Annotated in this window: 11 protein-coding genes; 5 read left to right on the forward strand and 6 right to left on the reverse strand. The window is 70.5% G+C overall.

Features of this window, described 5'->3' with window-relative positions; genetic code table 11:
* Positions 1-171: 171 nt before the first annotated feature.
* The gene (locus LzC2_RS13905) at positions 172-645 is read right to left on the reverse strand and encodes a hypothetical protein (RefSeq protein ID WP_171187989.1); all 474 of its coding nucleotides are present in this window, start codon (positions 643-645) and stop codon (positions 172-174) included.
* A 329-nt stretch (positions 646-974) separates the two neighbouring features.
* On the opposite strand from LzC2_RS13905, the gene LzC2_RS13910 reads away from it, so the two are divergent.
* The gene (locus LzC2_RS13910) at positions 975-1,244 is read left to right on the forward strand and encodes a hypothetical protein (protein WP_171187991.1); all 270 of its coding nucleotides are present in this window, start codon (positions 975-977) and stop codon (positions 1,242-1,244) included.
* Between the two features lie 39 nt (positions 1,245-1,283).
* Here LzC2_RS13910 and LzC2_RS13915 read toward each other — a convergent pair whose 3' ends face one another.
* From LzC2_RS13915 to kdsA, 3 genes are read right to left on the reverse strand one after another with little or no spacing between them, the layout of a single operon-like run.
* Positions 1,284-2,411 (reverse strand): bile acid:sodium symporter, encoded by a 1,128-nt coding sequence (locus LzC2_RS13915; protein WP_171187993.1) that lies wholly within the window; start codon positions 2,409-2,411, stop codon positions 1,284-1,286.
* Complete coding sequence (locus LzC2_RS13920; RefSeq protein ID WP_171187995.1) at positions 2,408-4,414, reverse strand: hypothetical protein; 2,007 nt, start codon at positions 4,412-4,414, stop codon at positions 2,408-2,410. The genes LzC2_RS13915 and LzC2_RS13920 overlap by 4 nt, the downstream gene beginning before the upstream one ends.
* Before the next feature lie 50 nt (positions 4,415-4,464).
* Positions 4,465-5,337, reverse strand: coding sequence for a 3-deoxy-8-phosphooctulonate synthase (gene kdsA / locus LzC2_RS13925; RefSeq protein WP_315854671.1), 873 nt, complete (start codon positions 5,335-5,337; stop codon positions 4,465-4,467).
* A gap of 317 nt (positions 5,338-5,654) precedes the next feature.
* Between kdsA and LzC2_RS13930 the strand changes: the two genes are divergently transcribed.
* A complete protein-coding gene (locus tag LzC2_RS13930) occupies positions 5,655-7,340 on the forward strand; it encodes a GAF domain-containing protein (RefSeq protein WP_171188000.1) in 1,686 nt (561 codons plus the stop codon).
* A 132-nt stretch (positions 7,341-7,472) separates the two neighbouring features.
* Here the strand turns inward: LzC2_RS13930 and LzC2_RS13935 are convergent, their stop codons facing one another.
* Both LzC2_RS13935 and LzC2_RS13940 read right to left on the reverse strand, forming a co-directional pair.
* On the reverse strand, positions 7,473-12,053 hold the full coding sequence (locus tag LzC2_RS13935) for a hypothetical protein (protein ID WP_171188002.1): 4,581 nt from the start codon (positions 12,051-12,053) through the stop codon (positions 7,473-7,475).
* Positions 12,054-12,346: 293 nt separating this feature from the next.
* Positions 12,347-13,819, reverse strand: a complete 1,473-nt coding sequence (locus LzC2_RS13940) for a hypothetical protein (protein ID WP_171188004.1) — start codon at positions 13,817-13,819, stop codon at positions 12,347-12,349.
* Positions 13,820-14,034: 215 nt separating this feature from the next.
* Between LzC2_RS13940 and LzC2_RS13945 the strand changes: the two genes are divergently transcribed.
* The 3 genes from LzC2_RS13945 to LzC2_RS13955 all read left to right on the forward strand — a co-directional run bounded on the left by LzC2_RS13945 (position 14,035) and on the right by LzC2_RS13955 (position 19,419).
* The gene (locus LzC2_RS13945; RefSeq protein WP_171188006.1) at positions 14,035-15,009 is read left to right on the forward strand and encodes a DnaJ C-terminal domain-containing protein; all 975 of its coding nucleotides are present in this window, start codon (positions 14,035-14,037) and stop codon (positions 15,007-15,009) included.
* 99 nt (positions 15,010-15,108) lie between these two features.
* A complete protein-coding gene (locus LzC2_RS13950) occupies positions 15,109-17,487 on the forward strand; it encodes a copper-transporting P-type ATPase (protein WP_171188008.1) in 2,379 nt (792 codons plus the stop codon).
* 84 nt (positions 17,488-17,571) lie between these two features.
* A complete protein-coding gene (locus LzC2_RS13955; protein ID WP_171188010.1) occupies positions 17,572-19,419 on the forward strand; it encodes a TIM44-like domain-containing protein in 1,848 nt (615 codons plus the stop codon).
* The last annotated feature ends 42 nt before the right edge of the window (positions 19,420-19,461 follow it).

Consider the following 19,461-nt stretch of genomic DNA (forward strand, 5'->3'; position numbering starts at 1 on the left):
GAGGGGTCGGGGGTGAGGGGGCATTCACCGCCCCACCGCGGTTCACCGCCCCATCGCTCCGTCGTTCAACCCGACAAGATTCACGGCCTGCGGGTGAAGGCTCGTTCACCCTCACCCCCGGCCCCTCTCCCTCAAGGGAGAGGGGAGCGACGATCTAGCGGAGCCTCCGCGTTACGCCGCCTTGGCCAGCATCCCGCGGCCGGAGCGGGTGACGCGGTAACGCACGCCGGCGGCGACGTTGGAGAGGTCCACGTCCAGCGCCCCCGCGGCGAGCAGCAAGCCGTGCAGGTCCGCGTCGCCGTCGTCGACGTCGCCGTCTTCTCTGTCACGATCGTCCGCCCCGTCGTCGGAGGCCTGGACGACGGTCTCCGGGGCCAACCGCGGCACCGCGACCGGCTTTGCGGAGGGTTTCGTCCCCGTCGCGTCAGCACTCGCGTCGTCGTCCTCCTCTTCACTCAACGCCTCGCTCAACTCCTCCACGTCGCTCGTCAGGCTCTCCGCATCACCGTCGTCGGCGGGCGTGGCGGCGTCGGCTTTCCTTTGGGCGGCGTGCTCCGCGGCGGCCTGTTTGACGGCGGCGTCGTACGCCGCCAACAGGGCCAGAGCCGGGGGGGATAGGGCGAAGTCGTCGGCGAGGAGATCCATACCCCTCCCGTTCGGACCGCTGCCCCCGCAGTTCTCAACGCCCCGCTGCGCGCCGGCGCCGCCGACACGAGTCCGGTCGAAAATCAAATGTTCACCGCCCTGTCGATTCAAGATCGGCGGTCTTCAGGGCGATCAGGTCGTACGGGAACGAAGGATTGCGCCGGGAAATCCGCGAACGCCGGGCGGGCGGGGTGAAGCCGGGCGGCCTAATCTTCCGATGCCACCGTCACGACCCGAACCACGGGCCGACCCCGATCCGCGGGCCGACCCCCGATCGTTCGGGCGTCGTTTCCCGCCGCCGCTGAGTCCCGAACGGACGCCCCACACCGATGTCGCTTCCGACCTCGCGGACTGCCCGCGCCTCCTATCTGGCCCGTACGCTGGCCGCCTCCGCCGTCCTGTGCGGCGCCGCCGTCGCCTCGGTCGGTCTGACCGGCTGTCAGGCCAGCATGGCGGGCCAGACGCTGCCCAGCCCGTACTACCTGAAGGACGACGTGCAGTTCTTCCCGGCTGGCCCGGAGTTCCAGTACACCAACCAGGTGCGGGCGATCGAGGAATACCAGCTCGACGCCGCCAGCGTCAGCGGCCCCGCGAACTGAGTCCGCGGGCGAATCGAACCTGCGGGCCCGCGGGGGGCGTCAGCCCTCCGCGCTCTCTTCTTCGTGCAATGCCACGGGGGACGCAGGTTCCTCGACCGTCGGCGCATCGGCTCGAAACCGGCTCGCCACCACGGTGTCCAGAAACATCTGGCTGGCGTGGTACATCAGCATCGGGAAGACCGCCAGCGGGACGCCCCGCCCGGGGCCGAGCAGGTTCGGATCGCCGAACATCGCCGGACTGACGGCGATCAGCAGCCCGATCGGCAACGTCTTTTGACTGCCGGCGAAGGCGCAGGCGATCTGTTCGCCGCGCCCGAAGCCGAACAGGCGGGCGCCGAGGTACGCGACGCCCATCGCCGTGGCGTGGACGAACACGCAGCAGGCCCAGACCCACGCGATCGCCGCGAGGAGTTGGGCGCCGCCGTCGGCTTCGGTCACGCCGAGGTCGTCCAGCGTGCGACCGGCCTTCGCCGCGCCGGTGAAGACGATCCCCAGCACGAGGAACAGGGCGAGGTTCCCCCACGTCGCGCGCCGCCCCGCGGCGAGCCGGCCGACCGCGGGGATCGCCCGCACCGCCTGTCCCACCGCCATCGGCAGGGCCGCGGTGAGCAGCAGCCGGACCATCAAGGCGGGCACGTCGAACTCGACGCTCTGCCCCGTCGTGACCAGCAGCGCCGCGGGGGCCGTCAGGAAGCACAGTCCGTTCGTGGAGAGCGTGACGAGCAGCGACACCGCGTCGTTCCCGCCGGCCTGTCGCGTCCAGACGCTCGCCCCGGCCATCGTGCAGGCGCTGGCGGCGGCGATCATCAGGCCGAGCCGGAAGTCGATCAGCCCCTGCGTGTAGCTCAGCGGCCAGGCCAGCAGCGGGACGAGCGCGACGTTGCACGCCGCCGCCCACAGCACCGGACCGGGCTTGGAGATCGCCGCGACCAGCTTGTTGCTGTTCAGACTGAACGCCATCAGGAACAGCACCGCCGCGGTGAGGTAGCGGGCGTCGAACCAGTCGCCCGGCGGCCCCCACGCCGCCGGCGTGCTCCCGGGGTTCCAGCCGACGGCCAGCCCCAGCGGGATCACGATCATCAGGGCGGCGAGGAACCAGTGCTTTCGCAGAACCTCGACCAACGGCGAGCGGGGGGCGTCCGCCCCCTGAGCAGTCGAATCACTCACTCGGCGGCATCGCTCTCAGGGGCATCACTCTCGGGGTCATCGCTCTCAGCGGCATCGGCGTCGGCGGCGTTTTCCTGAGCGGACGGCGAAGCATCGGACGGCGGCGGGGCGGTCCAGCGGGCGATCCACGCCTTGAGTCGCGGTCCGTCCGGACCGCCGACGAACTGTCGGGCGAGCCGTGCGGCGGTCGCGGGATCGTCGTCGTCCGCGATGATCTTGGCGAGCAAACTCGCCGCGGTCGCCTTGCGGACGTTGGGCGGGCCGTTGAGCAAGTCGTTCAGCAGTCGCGCCGCGGCGTCCGGCCGACCGCGCTCGGCCTGCACCTCCGCGAAGAACAGCGCCGCCTCCGGGATCGCCGCCGCTTGCACGGCCTGGAACGCCTCCGGCAGGGGCGTTCCCGGCGGCCACGGGGCGAGGCCGTTCGCCGCGGCGGCCCGCAATATCGCGTTTTCCGTGCGGGCGTCGCGACTCACGCTGCCGCCGACGTCGCGGCCCTCCCCCATCGCGGCGGCGTTCCGCTGGGCGGAGGCCAACTCGCCTCGGATCTCCGCCTCGGTGACCGGCGGCAGCGGGCGCGGACTGAACAGCGAGCCGGTCTGCTCCGGCGACAGAACCTCCTCCAGAATGCCCGCCGCTTCCCGCGCCCCGTCCCGCCCGCCGGCGAGCTGCGCGTGACGGGCGGTCCAGAGCTTATCGCTGGTTCCGGTTTCGATCGCCGAGCCGGCCACGTCGTCGATCGGTTCGCCGTTGCGATCGACGAACTGCCCCTCCTCGGTGATCGTCACGCCGCCCGGCGGCTTCACCCCGATACGCAGGGGCGCGGCCAGCGTCTCCGGAAACGCCGCCGCCGCTTCCGCCCCCCGCTCTGCCGGCACGGGCCAGACGGTCAGGGCGTTCTCCTCGAACCCGGCCGCGGCGACTCGGTTCACAAGCCCCTTCTCAATCGTGCGATCGTGCAGCGGGTCGAACGTCCGCGGCACGCGGCCCGACGCTGCCGGTCCGCCGGTCGCGTTCCCGACGGGGGGCAGGGAGACCAGCCCGCTCGCCAGGCGCCACCAACCGGGTTCGCCGATCAGTTGCGGCGTGAGGTTCTCCAGCGCCGCCTCGTCGGGCACAGGGAGTTCGGCGCTTTCGTAGAACGCCGTCATCGCCGTGCGGGCGGCGGCGTCGGTGCGGACCTCGTTCAATCGAGCCGGGCGGTCGGGGTCGCCGGGGCTGGGCACCGGCAGGCCGGTGCGCATGTCGAACAGGGCGACCGTCGCCGGTTCGCCCGGCAGCAGCACGCCGACCCAGGCGGTCGGCTCGCTCGGTTCGCCGGTCCCCCAGGGGGTGAGGAGGACGCCGTCCAGCCGCGCCTGTCGCAGCAGATCGGCCAGCAGCCAGGCCCGGTCGGCCCAGTCGCCTTCGCCGCGGAGGCGGGCGTCGTAGGTCGTCCCCGGGGTTCGAGGGGCGCCCGTCGAGCCGAGCGGGAACAATCGTTCCGCGACGTATCGGTTGAGCGCGACCGCGATCGCTTCCGGCTCCATGTTCCGTTCGCCCCCCGGGCCGAGCGCCGCATCGACCGCGGCGGCGTCCATCCGACGGGTGCGGAAGAACCGGGCGTCCCCGGCGTCGACGCGGCGCTCCGTCACCGTCGCCACGCCGTCCTCACCCAAAATCTGAGCGACCACCTTCTCCGCCGCGGCGTCCAGCGGCAGCGGGCCGGGGTCCACGCCGGTGCAGGCTTTCTGCTGCAAATAGAGCGACAGCAGCAGCGCGGCTTTGTCCGCTTCGGCGGTGCGGCCCAGATCGCCGGGGACCAGCATCGCCGTGGCGTCGTCCAGCCAGCGGCCGCACTGGCCGTCCTCCGCGACCGCCGCCGGCCCCTGGCCGCCGGGGTTCACGTCGATCACCTCCCGCTTCTGCTCCCGACCGCACCCGCCCAGCGAGGAAAGCCCCAGCCCCACCGCCGCCGCGAGGAACAGCGACGCCGACAGCGGACGAACAAACGCGGGTCGGGACACGACGGCTCGGGGGCGAGGAAACAAACGGACGGGGCGGCGCACGAGGCGGTTCAATGCAAGTTCAACACGACCTCGCGCAGCCGCACGAGGCTACGGAGCAGGTCGGGGACGTCTTTAAAATCTACTTGGTTCGGGCCGTCGCTTTGGGCGTTGTCCGGGTCGGGGTGACATTCGAGGAACACCGCATCGACGCCCGCGGCGACGGCGGCACGGGCCAGCGGGGGGACGGCGGCGCGGTTCCCGCCGGTCGTCGCGCCGCCGGGCCGCTGCACGCTGTGGGTCGCGTCGAACACCACCGGCACGCCGAAGGAGGCCATCACCGCCAGCCCGGTGAAGTCATTGACCAATCGCCCGTAGCCGAAGGCGCTGCCGCGCTCCGTCAGCAAGACCCGGTCGCAGCCGGCGCCGCGGAGCTTCTCGACGGCGTGACGGGTGTCCTCCGGGGCGACGAACTGCGGCTTCTTGACGTTCACCGCCCCCCCGTGTTTGAGCACCGCCGCGGCCGCCGCTTCGAGCAGATCCGTCTGGCGGGCCAGGAACGCGGGGATTTGCAGCACGTCGATGACCTGCGCGACCGCGTCGCACTGGCTGGGCAGATGCACGTCCGTGGTGAGGGGCAACCCGGTCGCGGCGCCGGCCTTCTCCATGATCCGCAGCCCCTCGTCGAGGCCTGGTCCGCGGAAGCTGCTGGCGCTGGTGCGGTTCGCTTTATCGAAGCTGCACTTGAACACCGCCGGCACGCCGAGGTCCGCGGCGATCGACGCCACGCGATCCGCGGCTTTCAACACGAAGTCCTCCCCCTCGATCACGCAGGGACCGAGGATGAAGTGCAGCGGCCGGCCCGGCCCGCAGTCGGAGAGATCGGTCTCCCCGGGGATGCGGCCGAGCGGAACGGTCGGTCCGGAAGCGAGCGGGGCGGACACGAAAGCGGCGGGGGCGTGAGGCGACGGAACCGGAGACGACGGGCGGGACGATATCGCCATCGCGGCGCCGTTCCTACGCGGCGGTCGGCCCCGCCGTTGGCTCCGCGGGGTGCGACGAACGAGCGAGCGTCAGGCCGACCCGTCCGCATCGCCGTCCGCATCGCCGTTTGAACGGCAGATCGGTCGGCGATTCTCTCCGGCAGTTCCCGAGATCGTTTGGTCCGCCGAGAACCCTGTCGTAAGATGAGGTACGCTTTTTTGCTCGGAGCCTTGGCGCCCGCCGCCACGGATCGCCTCTCGCCGCTCTCGATTCGACCTTGATCGATCCCGCCGCGATCCTTGCCCGGTTGCCCCAGGCGGTCGCGATCGTGGACGCGGACTACGTCGTCGTCTGGGAGAACGGTCGTCTGGCGGACGTCATAGCCCTTCCCGAGGGCGAACCCGCCCCTCTCGGTCGCCGGCTGTACGAACTTTGCGGTTGGATCCCGGAGGAAGGCGACTTCCTCCGCTCCGGCGGGTGTCCGGTTCAAACGATTTTGAACCGCGATCCGTGCGCCGAAACGCGGCATGCCGAGGGGGCCGCCGCGGAGAACGTGCTGGAGGTCCGTGAGCGGTTCCTCGCCCTCTCCGCCCGGCGGCTGACCGAGGCGGACATGGGCGGAGCGTCCTTGACGAAGGGTGCGCCCGCGGCAGAGGGAGCGCCCCCGGCCGACGAGGCGTCCGCTCGCCGCGTGGTGCTGGTCGTTCGAGACGTGACGACGGAAATTCGGCACAGTCAGAAGCTGGACGCAATCCGCCGGGCCGGCGAAGAGTTGGGCGACCTCTCCCCGGAGGAAGTCCCCGACATGAGCGCCGAGGACCGCATCGAACTGCTGCGCGGCAAGGTGTTGCAGTTCACCCGCGATCTCATGGAGTTCGATACGGTCGAAATTCGTCTGCTGGACGATTTCACGGGCGAACTGCGGCCGTTGTTGAGTTCCGGCATGGCGGAGGGCGTCCCGGAAATGGCGCTGCGGGCCGATGTCGAACAGAACGGCGCCACCGGCCTGGTAGCCTCCACCGGTCGGCCGTATCTCTGCCCGGACACCGCCTGCGACCCGCATTATTTACCCGGCGCCCCCGGCGCCCGCAGCGCCCTGACGGTCCCGCTGGTGCTGGGCGAACAGATCCTCGGCACCTTTAACGTGGAAAGCTGCGAACCGGCGGCCTTCACCGAGGACGACGTCCGCTTCGCGGAGTTGTTCGCCCGCGAGATCGCCGCGGCGCTGCACACGCTGGAGTTACTAGTCGCGGAGAAATACAGCACGGCGCGGGAAAGCACCGAACGCACCCTCCGGGAAGTCGCCGCCCCGCTGGACGAAATTCTGCGGGACGCGGCGTGGCTGATGGAGAGATATATCGGGCATGGCCGGGAGATGTCCGACCGGCTCAAACGGGTGTTGGTGCGGAGCCGGGAGATCAAAACGCTGATTCACCGGGTCGGCGAGGAACTGCGACCCGAACCGACCCGCACTCCCCTGCCGGCCGGCCCGGTCCACCCGGCATTGAAGGGCGCGCGGGTGCTGGTCGCCGACGCCGACGCCCATGTGCGGACCGCCGCCCACACGCTGCTCGGCCGGGCCGGCTGCGAGGTCGAAACCGCCCACGACGCCGGCGAGGCGTTGATGATGGCCCGCAGCTTCCCCTACGACGCGGCGCTGGTGGATATTCGCCTGCCGCCCGGCGACCTCGCGGGGGCCGTCGCACATCATGAGGGCGGCGAGACGGAGGAAACCTGCGACCCCGGCGCCGACTTGGCGGATGAGATGCGAGCCGGCGGTTATGAGTGCTTCTGCGCCCTCCGCGACTTCGCCCCCGGGCTGCCGGTCATCTTTATGACCGGCTTCGGCTACGACCCCGGCCACAGCATCGTCCGCGCCCGCCGCGAGGGGCTGCACGGCGTGCTCTATAAACCGTTCCGGCCGGACCAATTGATGAGCGAACTCGAAACCGCCGTCGCCTGAGCGAACCTGTGCGGCGATTCAGCGAGCCGGGGGGCTTGTCCCCCCGGACCGGGCTTTCGAGGCGTCGCAGCCCGTTCGGATCGCTGCGCTCGCCGGTCCGGGGGGATGAACCCCCCGGCTCGCTGGCAGGAATCAAAACAGCACTTCCAAACGGGCGTCGCCGCTGTGCAGGACGCTGTCTTCGCCCAGCCCGGCCCGATAATTCGTGGAGAGACGCACCGGACCGTCGCCGATCGTCAGGCCCGGGCCGAGCACGATGCGGTCGGCGCCGAAGTCCGTGCCGCGGGCGGCGAAGGTCGAACCGGGCGCCGCGGCGAAGCGGGCGTCGTAATCGCCGACCGTGCCGGCGCTGACGTCGCGGCTATAAACGGCCTCCATCGTGCCGGAGACGGGAAGGACGTTCGAGGCGATCAAGACCCCGCCCGCCCGCAGACCGACGCGGGCGCGGAGTTCGCTCAGGGGCCGTTCGTCCACGTTCAACGCCGCGAGACCGCCGGCTTCCGTCAATTCGTCCTGCCGGGTGTGGGCGTATCGCAGCCCGACGATCGGCATGAGGTAATCGCTCGGCGAGCCGAACAGCAGGCCGGTCTCCGCATCGGCCGCGGCGAGGGAGCCGTCGAAGGCGCCCGTCGTGCGGTCGGCGAAGGGGAGGAGCGGGCTGTCGATTTGCACGGCCCGGCGGGATTCGCTCTCGCTGGTCCCGCCGAACGCGGTGACGCGACCGAAGGCCCGCCCGGCGCCGACCCGCAGCGAACCGCCCACGCGGTGCAGGTCGCTGGTGACGGAGCTGTCGACGCCGGGCACGCGCGTCGTGGCCGATTCGAAGCCGTAGAAGGCCTCCGCGTCCACGCAAACGCCGCCGGAGACGAACGACTGCGTCAGCCCGACCGCCGTGCCGACCGTGCCCAGTTCCGCGGTGGAGGCGTTCGCGTCGCCGTTGACCCGACCGCCGGTTCCGTAGCTCTCCCACCAGCCGCCCAAGCCGGCGGGACGGGTCTGGCAGTGCAGCGGGAAGGCGGCGTCGCGGCCGCCGATCAGGTCCAGGAAGGCCAGCGACGAGCGGTTCGTCGCGGAGAGGTGCGTGCCGTAGATCTCGCCGGACAGCCCGTCCAGCGCCGCGGCGGTGGCCGCTTCGGTGGGGAGGGTGTCGAGAGCGTTGAAGATCCCGGCGAGGGCCGGAGCGCCGTTCAGAGCGTCCAACGCCCCGCCGACCGCCCGCTGGTTCCGGCTCGCGCCCATGCCGGCGTAGGCCGCGTCGCCGCCGACGATCAGCGAGTAAGTCGTTGCGTCGAACCGCGTGATGAACCGGAACCCGGTGACGTTCTGCAGGGTCAGCGGATCGTTGACGACCAGCGCGTTCGCGACGAGGAAGTCATATTTCGTGCCGCGGCTCAGTCGGCCGGGGGCGAACTGACTGACCTTCAGGGTGCCCCCGTCGATGGTCGCCGTGCCGCCGACGATGATCTGGTCGTGGTCCACGCCCGGCCGCGGGGCGGCGCCGGCGAGAACCGGGTTCACCTCGATGTCCAGCACGGTAGTGGCCACCGTGTTGAAGTTCCCGCCGACCGTGGTCGTGCCCGGGCTGTTGCCGGGGGCGAGCGTGCCGGCGGCGATCACGTTGCCGGTGAAGGTCGTATCGCCGCCGTAGACGGCGCCGTCCTGCAGCGTGACGGTCGCCGCGTCCCAGGCGCCGTTGACCGTCAGCGTACCGCCGGACTGCACGTCGAGCGTGCCGGTCGCGGCCTGTGTCAGAGATCCCAACGTCAGCGTGCCGCCGTCGAACACGGTGGCGAGGCCGTCGGTCAACGCGAAGTCGCCCGAGACGTTCGCCGCAGAGTCGGCGTCGACCTCGAACGTGCCGCCGTCGACGACGGTCACGGAGGCCGCGTCCAGCGTTCCGCCGAGGCGGACGTCCAGGTGGGAGTTGGCTCCGCGAACGATCGCGGCGCCGGAGAGATCGACGGCCCCGCCCTGCACATCGAACAGACTGGAGTCGCTGAATTTGGGGACGTTCAGTGGGTCGTCGGCGTCCAGGATCAAGTTGACGGCGTTCAGCCTGCCGGTCGAATTGAACTCCGCCGAGGCGCCGCCGATTCGCACGTCCCCGCCGACCGTCACGGTTCCGGCGGAACCCAGTTGCGAACTCTCCACGACGGCCAGATCGCCCGAGACGATCTCAAAGTCGGAGGATTGGTACGCCGATAGATCGCCGTCGTGAACCACGACGTCGCCGCTCTGGACGACCACGCTGCCTTCGTTCCGTATCTCCGTGCCGTCAAGGATCTCCAATCCCGAACCGGCGGTCAGCGCGCCCGTCGAGTTCACGTGCAGGAATGCGGCCAATCCGGAGGTGACGGCGCCCGTGACGTTCAAATCGCCCGTAATTTCGACGGTGGACAGATCGCCGACCTCGAAACGTCCTCCCACGTCCATCGTTCCCCCGTCGACGTGCAGCCCGCCCACGTCGCCGACCAGCGCGTCGTCGTTCGACTGATCGAGGGTCACGTCGCCGGTGAAGCTCGTCGTGCCCGCCGTGACGAACCGGCCGTCGTCGGTGAGGGCCAGGGTCGTTCCGGTGAACGAGCCGCCCGCGGCGACGTCGATCGCGGCGCCGTTGCTGTCGACGGTCGTGGCGCCGGTGATCGTGGCGAGGCTGCCGTCGAAGAGAGAGGCGGTCGCCCTATCGGTCACGCTCAACGACGCGGCGTTCAAAGCGCCGACGGGGAACAGGGTCAACTGAGAGCCGGCGCCGTCGAAGCTCGCCGCCCCGGTGAACGTCGCCGTACCGCTTGAGGTCGTCAGCGAACCGCCGTTGGTGGCTTGGAAGCTCGCCCCCTGGAACGTTCCGCCGGGCTGCACGATGAACTGCGAGCTGGTTCCGTCGGCGCTGACCGCCCCGGTGAACGTCGCGTCGTCGGCGAACGTCGCGGCGCCGCTATTCGTCAAAGCCAGAGTCGCAGCGTCGAACGTGCCGCGATGATGAATCAGCAAGGAGCCGCTGCCGTCGACCGTGACGGCGCCGGCGATGTCGGTGTCATTGCCGTCCCGCAGCGAGGTCCACCGCCCGCGATTGGTGACGGCCAAGCTGTTCGCCGTGAGCGAGCCGCCCGTTTCCAGAGTGAACTCGGTCTGCGAAATTGGGCTGACCCCGCCGGAGACCGTGAGGGCACCGGCGATCGTCGCCGCCCCGTACACGTTGGTTTCGCTCAGTCCGGAGACCGCCAGCGACCCGGCGTCGAACGTCCCGGCGGTGATGTCGAGCAGGACGCCGGTCCCCGTGACCGTCGCCGCGCCGGTCACGTTCACGTCGCCGGCGGTGGCGATCTGACCGGCGTTGACGGCCAGCGATCCGGCGTTGAACTGGGCGCTGCTGCGGACATCGACGTTTGAGCCGACCCCGCCGACGGTCGTGGCGCCGGTGATCGTGGCGATGCCGCCCTCGAACAGCGACGTCGCCCCGCCGCTGAGAGCCAACGATGCGGCGTCGAAGCTTCCGCTGGTCATCCGCAGCTCCGTGGAGGCGCCGTCGGCGGTCGCGGCGCCGGAGAAGGCGGCGGCCCCGCCCTGCACTTGCAGCCGTCCGCCGTTCGTCAGTCCGAGTCCGACGGCGTTAAACGACCCGCCCGAGTTCACGTTGAGGACGGAGTTCGTCCCGTCGGCGGTGGCGTTCCCGGTCAGCGTCGTGGCGGCACCGATGGCGACGTCGCCGTTGTTCGTCAGGGCGAGCGAACCAGCGTCCAGCGTTCCGCTGACCTGGCTCAACAGCGAGCCGGTCCCGTCGACCGTCAAAGCCCCGGTCACGTTGACGTCGCCGTTCAGGTAGGCGCCCGCGTCGCCGGACAAACCCAGCGAGGCGGCGTCGAACGTCCCGCCGTTCACCTGCAGTTGCGATCCGGCTCCGGTCAGGGTTGCGGCCCCGGTCACGTTCACGTCGCCGTTGAACGTGGCGTCTCCGGCGTTGGTGAGCGCGAGAGAACCGGTGTTGAACTGTCCGCCCTGGACCGTGAGGTGGGAGAGATTGCTGTCGACGGTGGTGGCGCCGGCGATCGTGACGGTCCCGTTGGTGGTCGCATCCCCGTTGGCGGAGAGGGCCAGGGAGGCCGCGTCGAACGTGCCGCCGGTCACGGACAACTGAGCGCCGGTCCCGGCGATGGTCGCGGCCCCGCTGAGGTTCACGTCGCCGGCGGTCGTAAAGTCCCCGAAGCCGGTCTGGGACAGAGCGGCGCCGGTGATCGTGCCGCCGACCTGGGCGATCAAATCCCCGCCGCTGACAATTATGTTCCGGCCGGAGTTCAACGTCCCGGCGACGGTGGTCGTGCCGCCGCTGTTCGTGAAGTCGAGCCCGGCGTTCACGGTGAGCAGCCCGCCGGAGAAGATATCCGTCGTGCCGGCCTGAAAAAAGGCGTCGGTGATCAGATGGCCGGAGGGGCCTTGCACTTCCAGACCAGCGCCGCTTTCAACCGTGAAGTCGCCCGCGGAACTGTAATCCTCCGTGCCGGACACCTGATACGGCGCCACGCCGGCCGGGAAGGCGGCGCTGTCGACGGTGAGCTGCCCCGACGCCACCGACGGCAGGCTCGCCGCGGCGAGCGCCGCAGCGGCGCCCCACCGAACGCCCCGGACGCTCCGCAATCGGTCCGCGACCCGGGCGGCGATCAATGCGCCGGGGAAGCGCAAACCGACGATCCTGCGCATGCGGGGGGGGACGTCCATGTCCGGCAATCTGTGGTGGTGCAGTGGCGCGAGGCGCCCGCGAGTCCCTGCGGGCATCGGCTTCTTCGGCTTGCAAGGAACGGGCCGGTCAGGCGATCCCTGATACCCCAACGTCGATTCCGCGATCCAAACCCCGAAACCGGCCAAGTCAACGCATTCTCAATCACCCGCACGCCGTCATCGCGGCGTCGCCGTCGACGCGGTCGTTGGAGCCGTTAGATCGCTCTCCCGGCGTCGCGATGCGACTGCGGTCCGGGGGGACAAGCCCCGCGGCTCGCCGTTTCTCCGCTTGCCTACCCGTCGCCTCGCAGCGTGAGCCGATAGATTCGGTTCACCGGCGCACGGGCGGGGTCGCGGATCACCTCCAGCACGGCCGTTTCGCCCTCCAGCCGATAGCCGAAGGCTTTTCCGGCGCCAGGGTTCTCCGGCACGGGAACGACGACGACGTCCTCCAACGCCTGCGGGAACGCTCCGCTGGCGGCGGCGTGCGCCCGCAGGGCTTCGATCGTCCACAGGGCCGCGAGATCCGTTTGCGCCCGCAGACCCGCCGCGTACGCCTGACGGACGGAGGGCCACATCGAGAGAGCCAGCAACGCCGGGGCGCCATCGGCCGTGAAAGCGGTCTCAATTTCGGTCAGCGCCGCCAACGCCTGACGCGGCGGCAGGGCGAGAGCGACCCGCTGCCGATCGGCCATCCGCCGCAGCGTCCGGGCCTGAGACGCCGCGATCGCCTGCCCCGGCGGCATCGCGTCGACCGCGGCGGGGTCCAGCCCGGCGGCGACCAGCGCGGCCTTCGCCGCGGGCAGATCGTCCGTCAGCAGCCGATCGACCGTCGCGACGGCCTGGTCGCGGTCCGTCGCCGGATTACCGTCCAATTCGTCGATCGCTTCGTGCAGCGCGATCAATTCCGCACGCCACCGCTCCGCGGGCCACTCTCGCGTCTCCGCGTCCTTCAACCACGGGGCGAAGCGGTCGGCGAAGGAGAACTCGAAGTCCCAACTGTCCGCCAGCCCCGCGGCGGGGTCCGGCCGTTCGGTCAGGGCGTAATAGAGGTTCGGCGAATCCGGCGCGGCGACGATCGCTTCGATCAGGTGGTCGTTCGTGATCGTGGTCACCGCCACGGCGACCAGGTCCGCGACGAGGAACGGCGCCCGGCCGCAGTCCTCCGAAAGCCGCAACGCGACCGTCGCGTCGGCGAGCGCGCCTTCGTAATCGCCCCGCCCGACCCGCGATCGGCCCCGTAACGTGATCAACCGAGCCAGGCCGCGGACGTTCTGGATCTCCGGCAGCAGAAACTCGACCGATTCCCGCCCGCTCAGCGCCTCGACGCCGAAGCCCCAGTCCCCCGGCGGCCGGCGGGCCGCGGCTTCCATATCGCGGAACGCTTGCCACGACTCCCACCCGTCCCCCCGATCGGAGAAGTCGACGTCTCGCCCAATCCGCTCCGCGGTCAGATCGGCGGGCGGTTCGGTCAGGAGGTCGCCGGCGAGCCCCTGTCGGGATCGCACTGCGGCGCCGTCCGCGTTGCGGACGCGGATCGTTTCATCCTGCGCCATGACCAGTTCCGCCCGATACCAGTAGGTCACGGCGCTGCCGGGCAAGCGGGCCTCGTCGGGGATCGTCAGCCGGTGTTTCAACGCCGGATCGGGCAGCGGGGCGGGCGAGACGATCAGTTCCCGCACCTCCGGTTCGTCGCGAGGCGGTGAGTTCGGCGGCGGGGCGAGCGCGAGCAACGCGGCGAGACCGAGGGGCAGCGGAGCGAGCATCGGATCAAGTCGAGGCGAAGAAGGGCGGGGCGACACGTTCACAACGCCGCCGCACGGCCCCGCTGCCCAGCGGGAACGTCGTGATCGAATCGCACGAACACCGGGTTCTCCCCGGCGGGCATGTCGCGGGGCGGTCCGTATGATGTCCGCCCCCCGAATCCCACCAGCTTCTTTCCTTTCAAACGACCCCCGCCGCTCGGCGGGCTTTCCCGGCGATGGCGGACGATTACTACAAGACCCTCGGCGTGTCCCGCACCGCCGACGCCGCGGAGATCCGCAAGGCGTATCGCAAACTCGCGCGCGAGAATCACCCCGACCGCAATCCGGACGACCCCAAAGCCTCGGAGACCTTCAAAGCTGTCGGCGAAGCGTACGGCGTGCTCTCCGACGCCGACAAACGCGCCCAGTACGACCGCTTCGGCTCGAACTACAAGCAGTTCGGCGGCGGCCGACCGGGCGGCGGCAGTCCCTTCGGCGGCGGGGGCGGGCACCCGTTCGGCGGCGCCGGCGGTCAGCAGGTGGATATGGGCGACCTGTTCGGCGACGGGTTCGATCTGAACGACCTGCTGGGCGGCCTCGGCGGCGCCGGCCGCCGACCGGGCAGCGGAGGCAGCCCCTTCGGCGGCGCCCGCACGCGGCCTCGGAAGGGGTCCGACGTGCGCACGACCGTCACCGTGCCCTTCACCGTCGCGGCGCTGGGCGGCGAGTACGAATTGAACCTCGACCGCGGCGGCAAGCGGGAATCGCTGACCGTCAAGATCCCCGCCGGCATCGCTGACGGCGGCACGATGCGACTGGCCGGCAAGGGCGAACCCGGCGGCCCCGGCGGCACGCCCGGCGATCTGCTGCTGACGATCAAAACCGCCGCCCACCCGACGTTCCGCCGCGACGGGGCGAACCTCGTCATGGATCTTCCCCTCACCCCCGCCGAGGCCGCGCTCGGCGCCAAGGTCGACGTGCCGACCCTCTCCGAGGGCACCGTCACCCTGACCATCCCCCCCGGCGCCGCCAGCGGCTCCAAGCTGCGGCTGCGGGGCAAAGGCGTGAAGAACCCGAAGTCCGGGACCGACGGCGATCAGATCGTGCAGACGAAAATCGTCGTCCCCAAAGCCCTCTCCGATCGTCAGCGCGAGCTGTACGAGGAGTTGCTGAAACTCGACGACGAGGTGCGGAGCGGCCTCGCGAACTGACGCGGTCGGCGCCGCGAGGCGCCGGGGGAGCGCCCCGATTCCCGCCGTTCCGATCGGCTCTACGATGGCGATTCGATCTGCATTGAACCGGATGGCCCCGTGCCCGCGCTCCCGACGCTCGACCCGCTCCCTGCTCCCTCGAAGGCGAAGCAGCCGGCCTGCGGCTCCTGTTGCGGTGCGGACGACGGCATCCCGGAGAACCCCGCCGCCGGCCTGGCCGGTTCGCCTCCCGGCCGCGTCACGTCCCGGGCGGAGGACGCCGCGGGTCGGTGGTCGTGCCCGATGCACCCGGACGTCGTTCGCGACGCCCCCGGCGACTGCCCCCAGTGCGGCATGGACCTCGAACCGTCGTTCGCCGTCGTCTCCAAGACGACGGCGAACGACGAGTGCCCCATCGATGAAAACGCCCGCGACCTTGCCGCGCTGACCACACGGTTCGTCGTCGCCGCGGTCCTCGCGGCGCCGGTCATCCTGCTGGCGATGGGGCCGATGGTCGGCCTGCCGGTGAACGATTGGTTCTCCGCCACGACCAATCGTCTGCTGCAACTGGCCTTCACCCTGCCGGTCGTGCTGTGGGCCGGATGGACGATTCTTGCACGCGGGGTGAAGAGCCTCTGGCCGCTGCGGCCGAACATGTTCACCCTGATCGGCTTGGGGATCGCCGCGGCGACGCTCTACAGCGTGATCGCGACCGTGGTTCCCGACGCCATCCCCGACGCGTTCGGCGAGGGCGGCCCGGACGGCAACGTGTTGCCCCCGGTCTACTTCGAAGCCGCGGTGACAATCGTCGCGCTGGTGCTGTTGGGGCAGGTGCTGGAACGCCGCGCCCGCCGCCGCACCGGGGACGCGATCCGCGACCTGATGAACCTCGCCCCCGCGACGGCTCGGCGTGTGAAGGGCGACGGTACGGAGGAGGAGATCCCGCTCTCCGCCGTGCAGCCCGGCGACCTGCTGCGGGTCGTTCCCGGGGCCGCGGCGCCGGTGGACGGGACGGTGTCGGAGGGCCGTTCGCACGTGGACGAATCGATGCTGACCGGCGAACCGGCCCCGGTGCGGAAGGAGCCGGGCGACCCGATCACCGGCGGCACCGTCAACGGGACGGGGTCGTTCACGATGACCGCGGAGCGTGTCGGGGCGGACACGGTGCTGGCCCGGATCGTCACGCTGGTCGCGGAGGCCCGCCGCAGTCGGGCGCCGGTGCAGGATCTCGCGGACCGCGTCGCCGCGTGGTTCGTCCCGGCCGTCGTGCTGTGCGCCGTGCTGTCGTTCGCCGGCTGGAGCCTGCTCAGCGATCGCCCGGACCGCCTCGCCGTCGGCGCCGTGGGGGCGTTGTCGGTCCTCATCATCGCCTGCCCCTGCGCCTTGGGATTGGCGATTCCGATGAGCGTCACCGTGGGCGTCGGCCGCGGAGCGAAGGCCGGCGTGCTGGTGAGAGACGCCGCGGCGTTGCAGGCGTTGAGCGAGGTGGACACCGTCGTGCTGGACAAGACGGGGACGATCACCGAAGGCAAGCCTCGGATTGCGGACGTCGTTCCGTCGCACGGGTTCGATGAGGATTATCTCCTCACGCTGGCCGCCGCGGCAGAGCGGGGCAGCGAACACCCGCTCGCGGCCGCCGTCCTCACCGCCGCCGCCGAGCGAGGCCTTGATGTGCCGAACGCCGAAGGGTTCCGCTCGACCGCCGGCCGCGGGATCGAAGCGGTGGTCGACGGCACGACGGTTCTAGTCGGATCGGAACGGTTTCTTCAGGAACGCGGTATCGCCACGCATTCGAAGGAAGCGGGCGGATGGTCCGTTCCGGAGGAGTTCGAGCCGCACGAGCGGTTCGGGGCGACGGCCGTCTGCGTTGCCCTTGCTACGCGATCCGAGAAGCCCGGTCGGTTCGTCGGTGTGCTGCTGATCCGAGATCAGGTGCGGGCGGACGCGGCTGGAGCGATTCACGAACTCAAGTCACTGGGATTGTCCGTGCGGATGCTGACTGGTGATTCGAAGCAGGCGGCCGTCGCCGTGGCTGATTCGGTCTTCCTCGACGCCGACCACGTCACCGCCGGCGTTTCCCCGGAGGATAAGCACGACGCCGTTCTCGCCCTACAAGCACAGGGCAAGCGGGTGATGATGGTCGGGGACGGGGTGAACGACGCCCCGGCGCTGGCCGCCGCGGATGTGGGCGCCGCGATCGGGGCTGGCTCCGACGTGGCGATCGGGGCCGCGGACGTCACGTTGGTCGGCGGGGACGTGGCCGCGGTCGCCCGGGCCGTGCGGCTGGGCCGGGCGACGATGCGCAACGCCAAGCAGAACCTCGCCCTCGCCCTGATCTACAACGCCTGTGCGATCCCCGCCGCGGCCGGGCTGCTGACGGCGTTGTTCCACGTCCCGTTGAGCGTCGTGCCGATGCTCGCCGCCGCCGCGATGGCCTTCAGCGACGTGTCCGTCATCGGTAACGCCTTACGATTGCGCGGGGTTCGGCTGGACGGGTGACGTGAACCGTCCGCCGACCGGTCGCGTTGGCCTCAGTCTTCCGCAGCGTTCACACTGGGGTTCCGCCTCCCCCTCGACCGCGCCATGTTCGTTTCGCTCCTGCAACTCGTCGCCCAGGCCGGCGGGGGCGGCGGCGACGGCGGAGCGGCGATCGTCGCGTTGGCGCGGCTCACGTTCCTCTATCCGCAATATATGATCCCGATTTGGATCGTCGTCGGGTTCGTCTTTTACTACGGCAAGGACGAAGAGAAGTCCCGTCGCGTCACTCGCACGATTCGCCGCGGAAAGAAGATTCAGGAGAAGCGCCGCCGCGTCGAGGCGCTGCAGGCCGTGCGCGACCGCGACCCCGGTTTCACCGAAGAACTGTTCCTCGACCGCGTCTCCCACGCGTTCCTCACGACGCAATACGCCTGGAGCGAACAGAACCTCTCCACCTGTCGAGCGTTTCTGTCCGACGGCGTGCACGAGCGGTTTGAATTATATATCGGCATGCAGAAGGCGGAGGACATCCGCAATCGCATGAAGAACGTGACGGCGGGATCCCCGAAGATCGTCTCGGTCGAGTCGACCCCGTACTTCGATACGATCCATGTCCGCATCCCCGCCGCGGCGATCACCTATAACGAGAGCCTCACGACCGGGCGATGGGTCTCCGGAAAGAGCGACCGCGCGCGGACGCCGTTCACGGAGATCTGGTCCTTCTCCCGACGACCGGGGGTGCAAACGAGCGCCGATCGCTCCGTGCTGGAGGGCCGCTGCCCGAACTGCGGCGGGCCGGTCGCGATCGTGGACCGGGCGGAGTGTCCGCAGTGCGGTTCGATCGTGAACTCCGGCCAATACGACTGGGTGCTGGCGGAGATCACGCAGGACGAAGAATGGGTCGTGCCCCCCGCCGCCGAAGTCGTGCCCGGCTGGGAGGAATTGCGGCAGACCGACCCGCATCTGAACGTGCAACAGATCGAGGACCGGGCCTCCGTGATCTTCTGGCGGGCGATGATGGCGGTCTATCACGACGACTTCGCCTACGCCGCCCCGGTCGTGCAGCGCGGGGCGGAGACGGTCCCGGCTCGTTGGCATCGCGGCGACGACCGCTTCTGGAAAACGCCCGCGGTGGGCGTGGTGGAACTGGTCCGCTGTCAGCCGGCCGGCGCCGGCCGAGATGGGAACGATGACTTCGACCGCTTGCGGGTGATGGTGCGGTGGTCGGCGACGCCGGCCTCCGGCGATCGTCGCGGCCCGCGCTTGCACGGCCATCAGCGGATCCGCACCGACGAGATGATCCTCAAACGGCGGCGGGGGACGGTCTCGGCGGTCGATCGGGCCTTCTCCTCGGCCGGCTGCGAGACCTGCGGCGCCCCGATCGACGCCCACAGCCGCGACGCCTGCGGCTACTGCGGCGCGCCGCTCAACGACGGATCGCACGGCTGGGTGCTGGAGGACGTGGTCGCCTACGAGCCGACCGTCCACGAGGCGCTCCGCTCCCGGGACGACGACCGCGATTCGCCCCGTCTGGCGGCGGAGGCGTTGGGCAATCACGCCGAACTGCTGGACGCGACGGCCCGGATGCTGTGGGCCGACGGGACGGTGCACGAGCAGGAACGCCGCGATCTGCTCGCCTTCGCCCGCCATCATGGGTTCTCCGAGGAGCGGGCGGAGCGAATCCTGGAGGGCGCCCGCGAGTCCGAGACGCCCGTCGCCCTGCCGAACGATCCCGCGGTCGCGAAGGCTTGGATGGACCGCCTGGTGCGGGCGACGCTGATCGACGGGCGCCTGGATCGCCGCGAAGGCCGGCTGCTGGCCCGCATCGGCGCCAAGGCGGGCTGGTCGAAGGCGGACCTGAAGCTCGCCGTGCGTCGCCAGCAGGCCCAGCTGTATCGACAGGCCCGCGGAGTGATTCGGGACGACCGCCAGTCGAAGCGCGGACGGGGATAATCGCGGCCCCGCCGCTACAGTTCTCTCCCCGCCCCCGATCCC

Source organism: Alienimonas chondri (assembly GCF_013036045.1).
Lineage (GTDB): Bacteria > Planctomycetota > Planctomycetia > Planctomycetales > Planctomycetaceae > Alienimonas > Alienimonas chondri.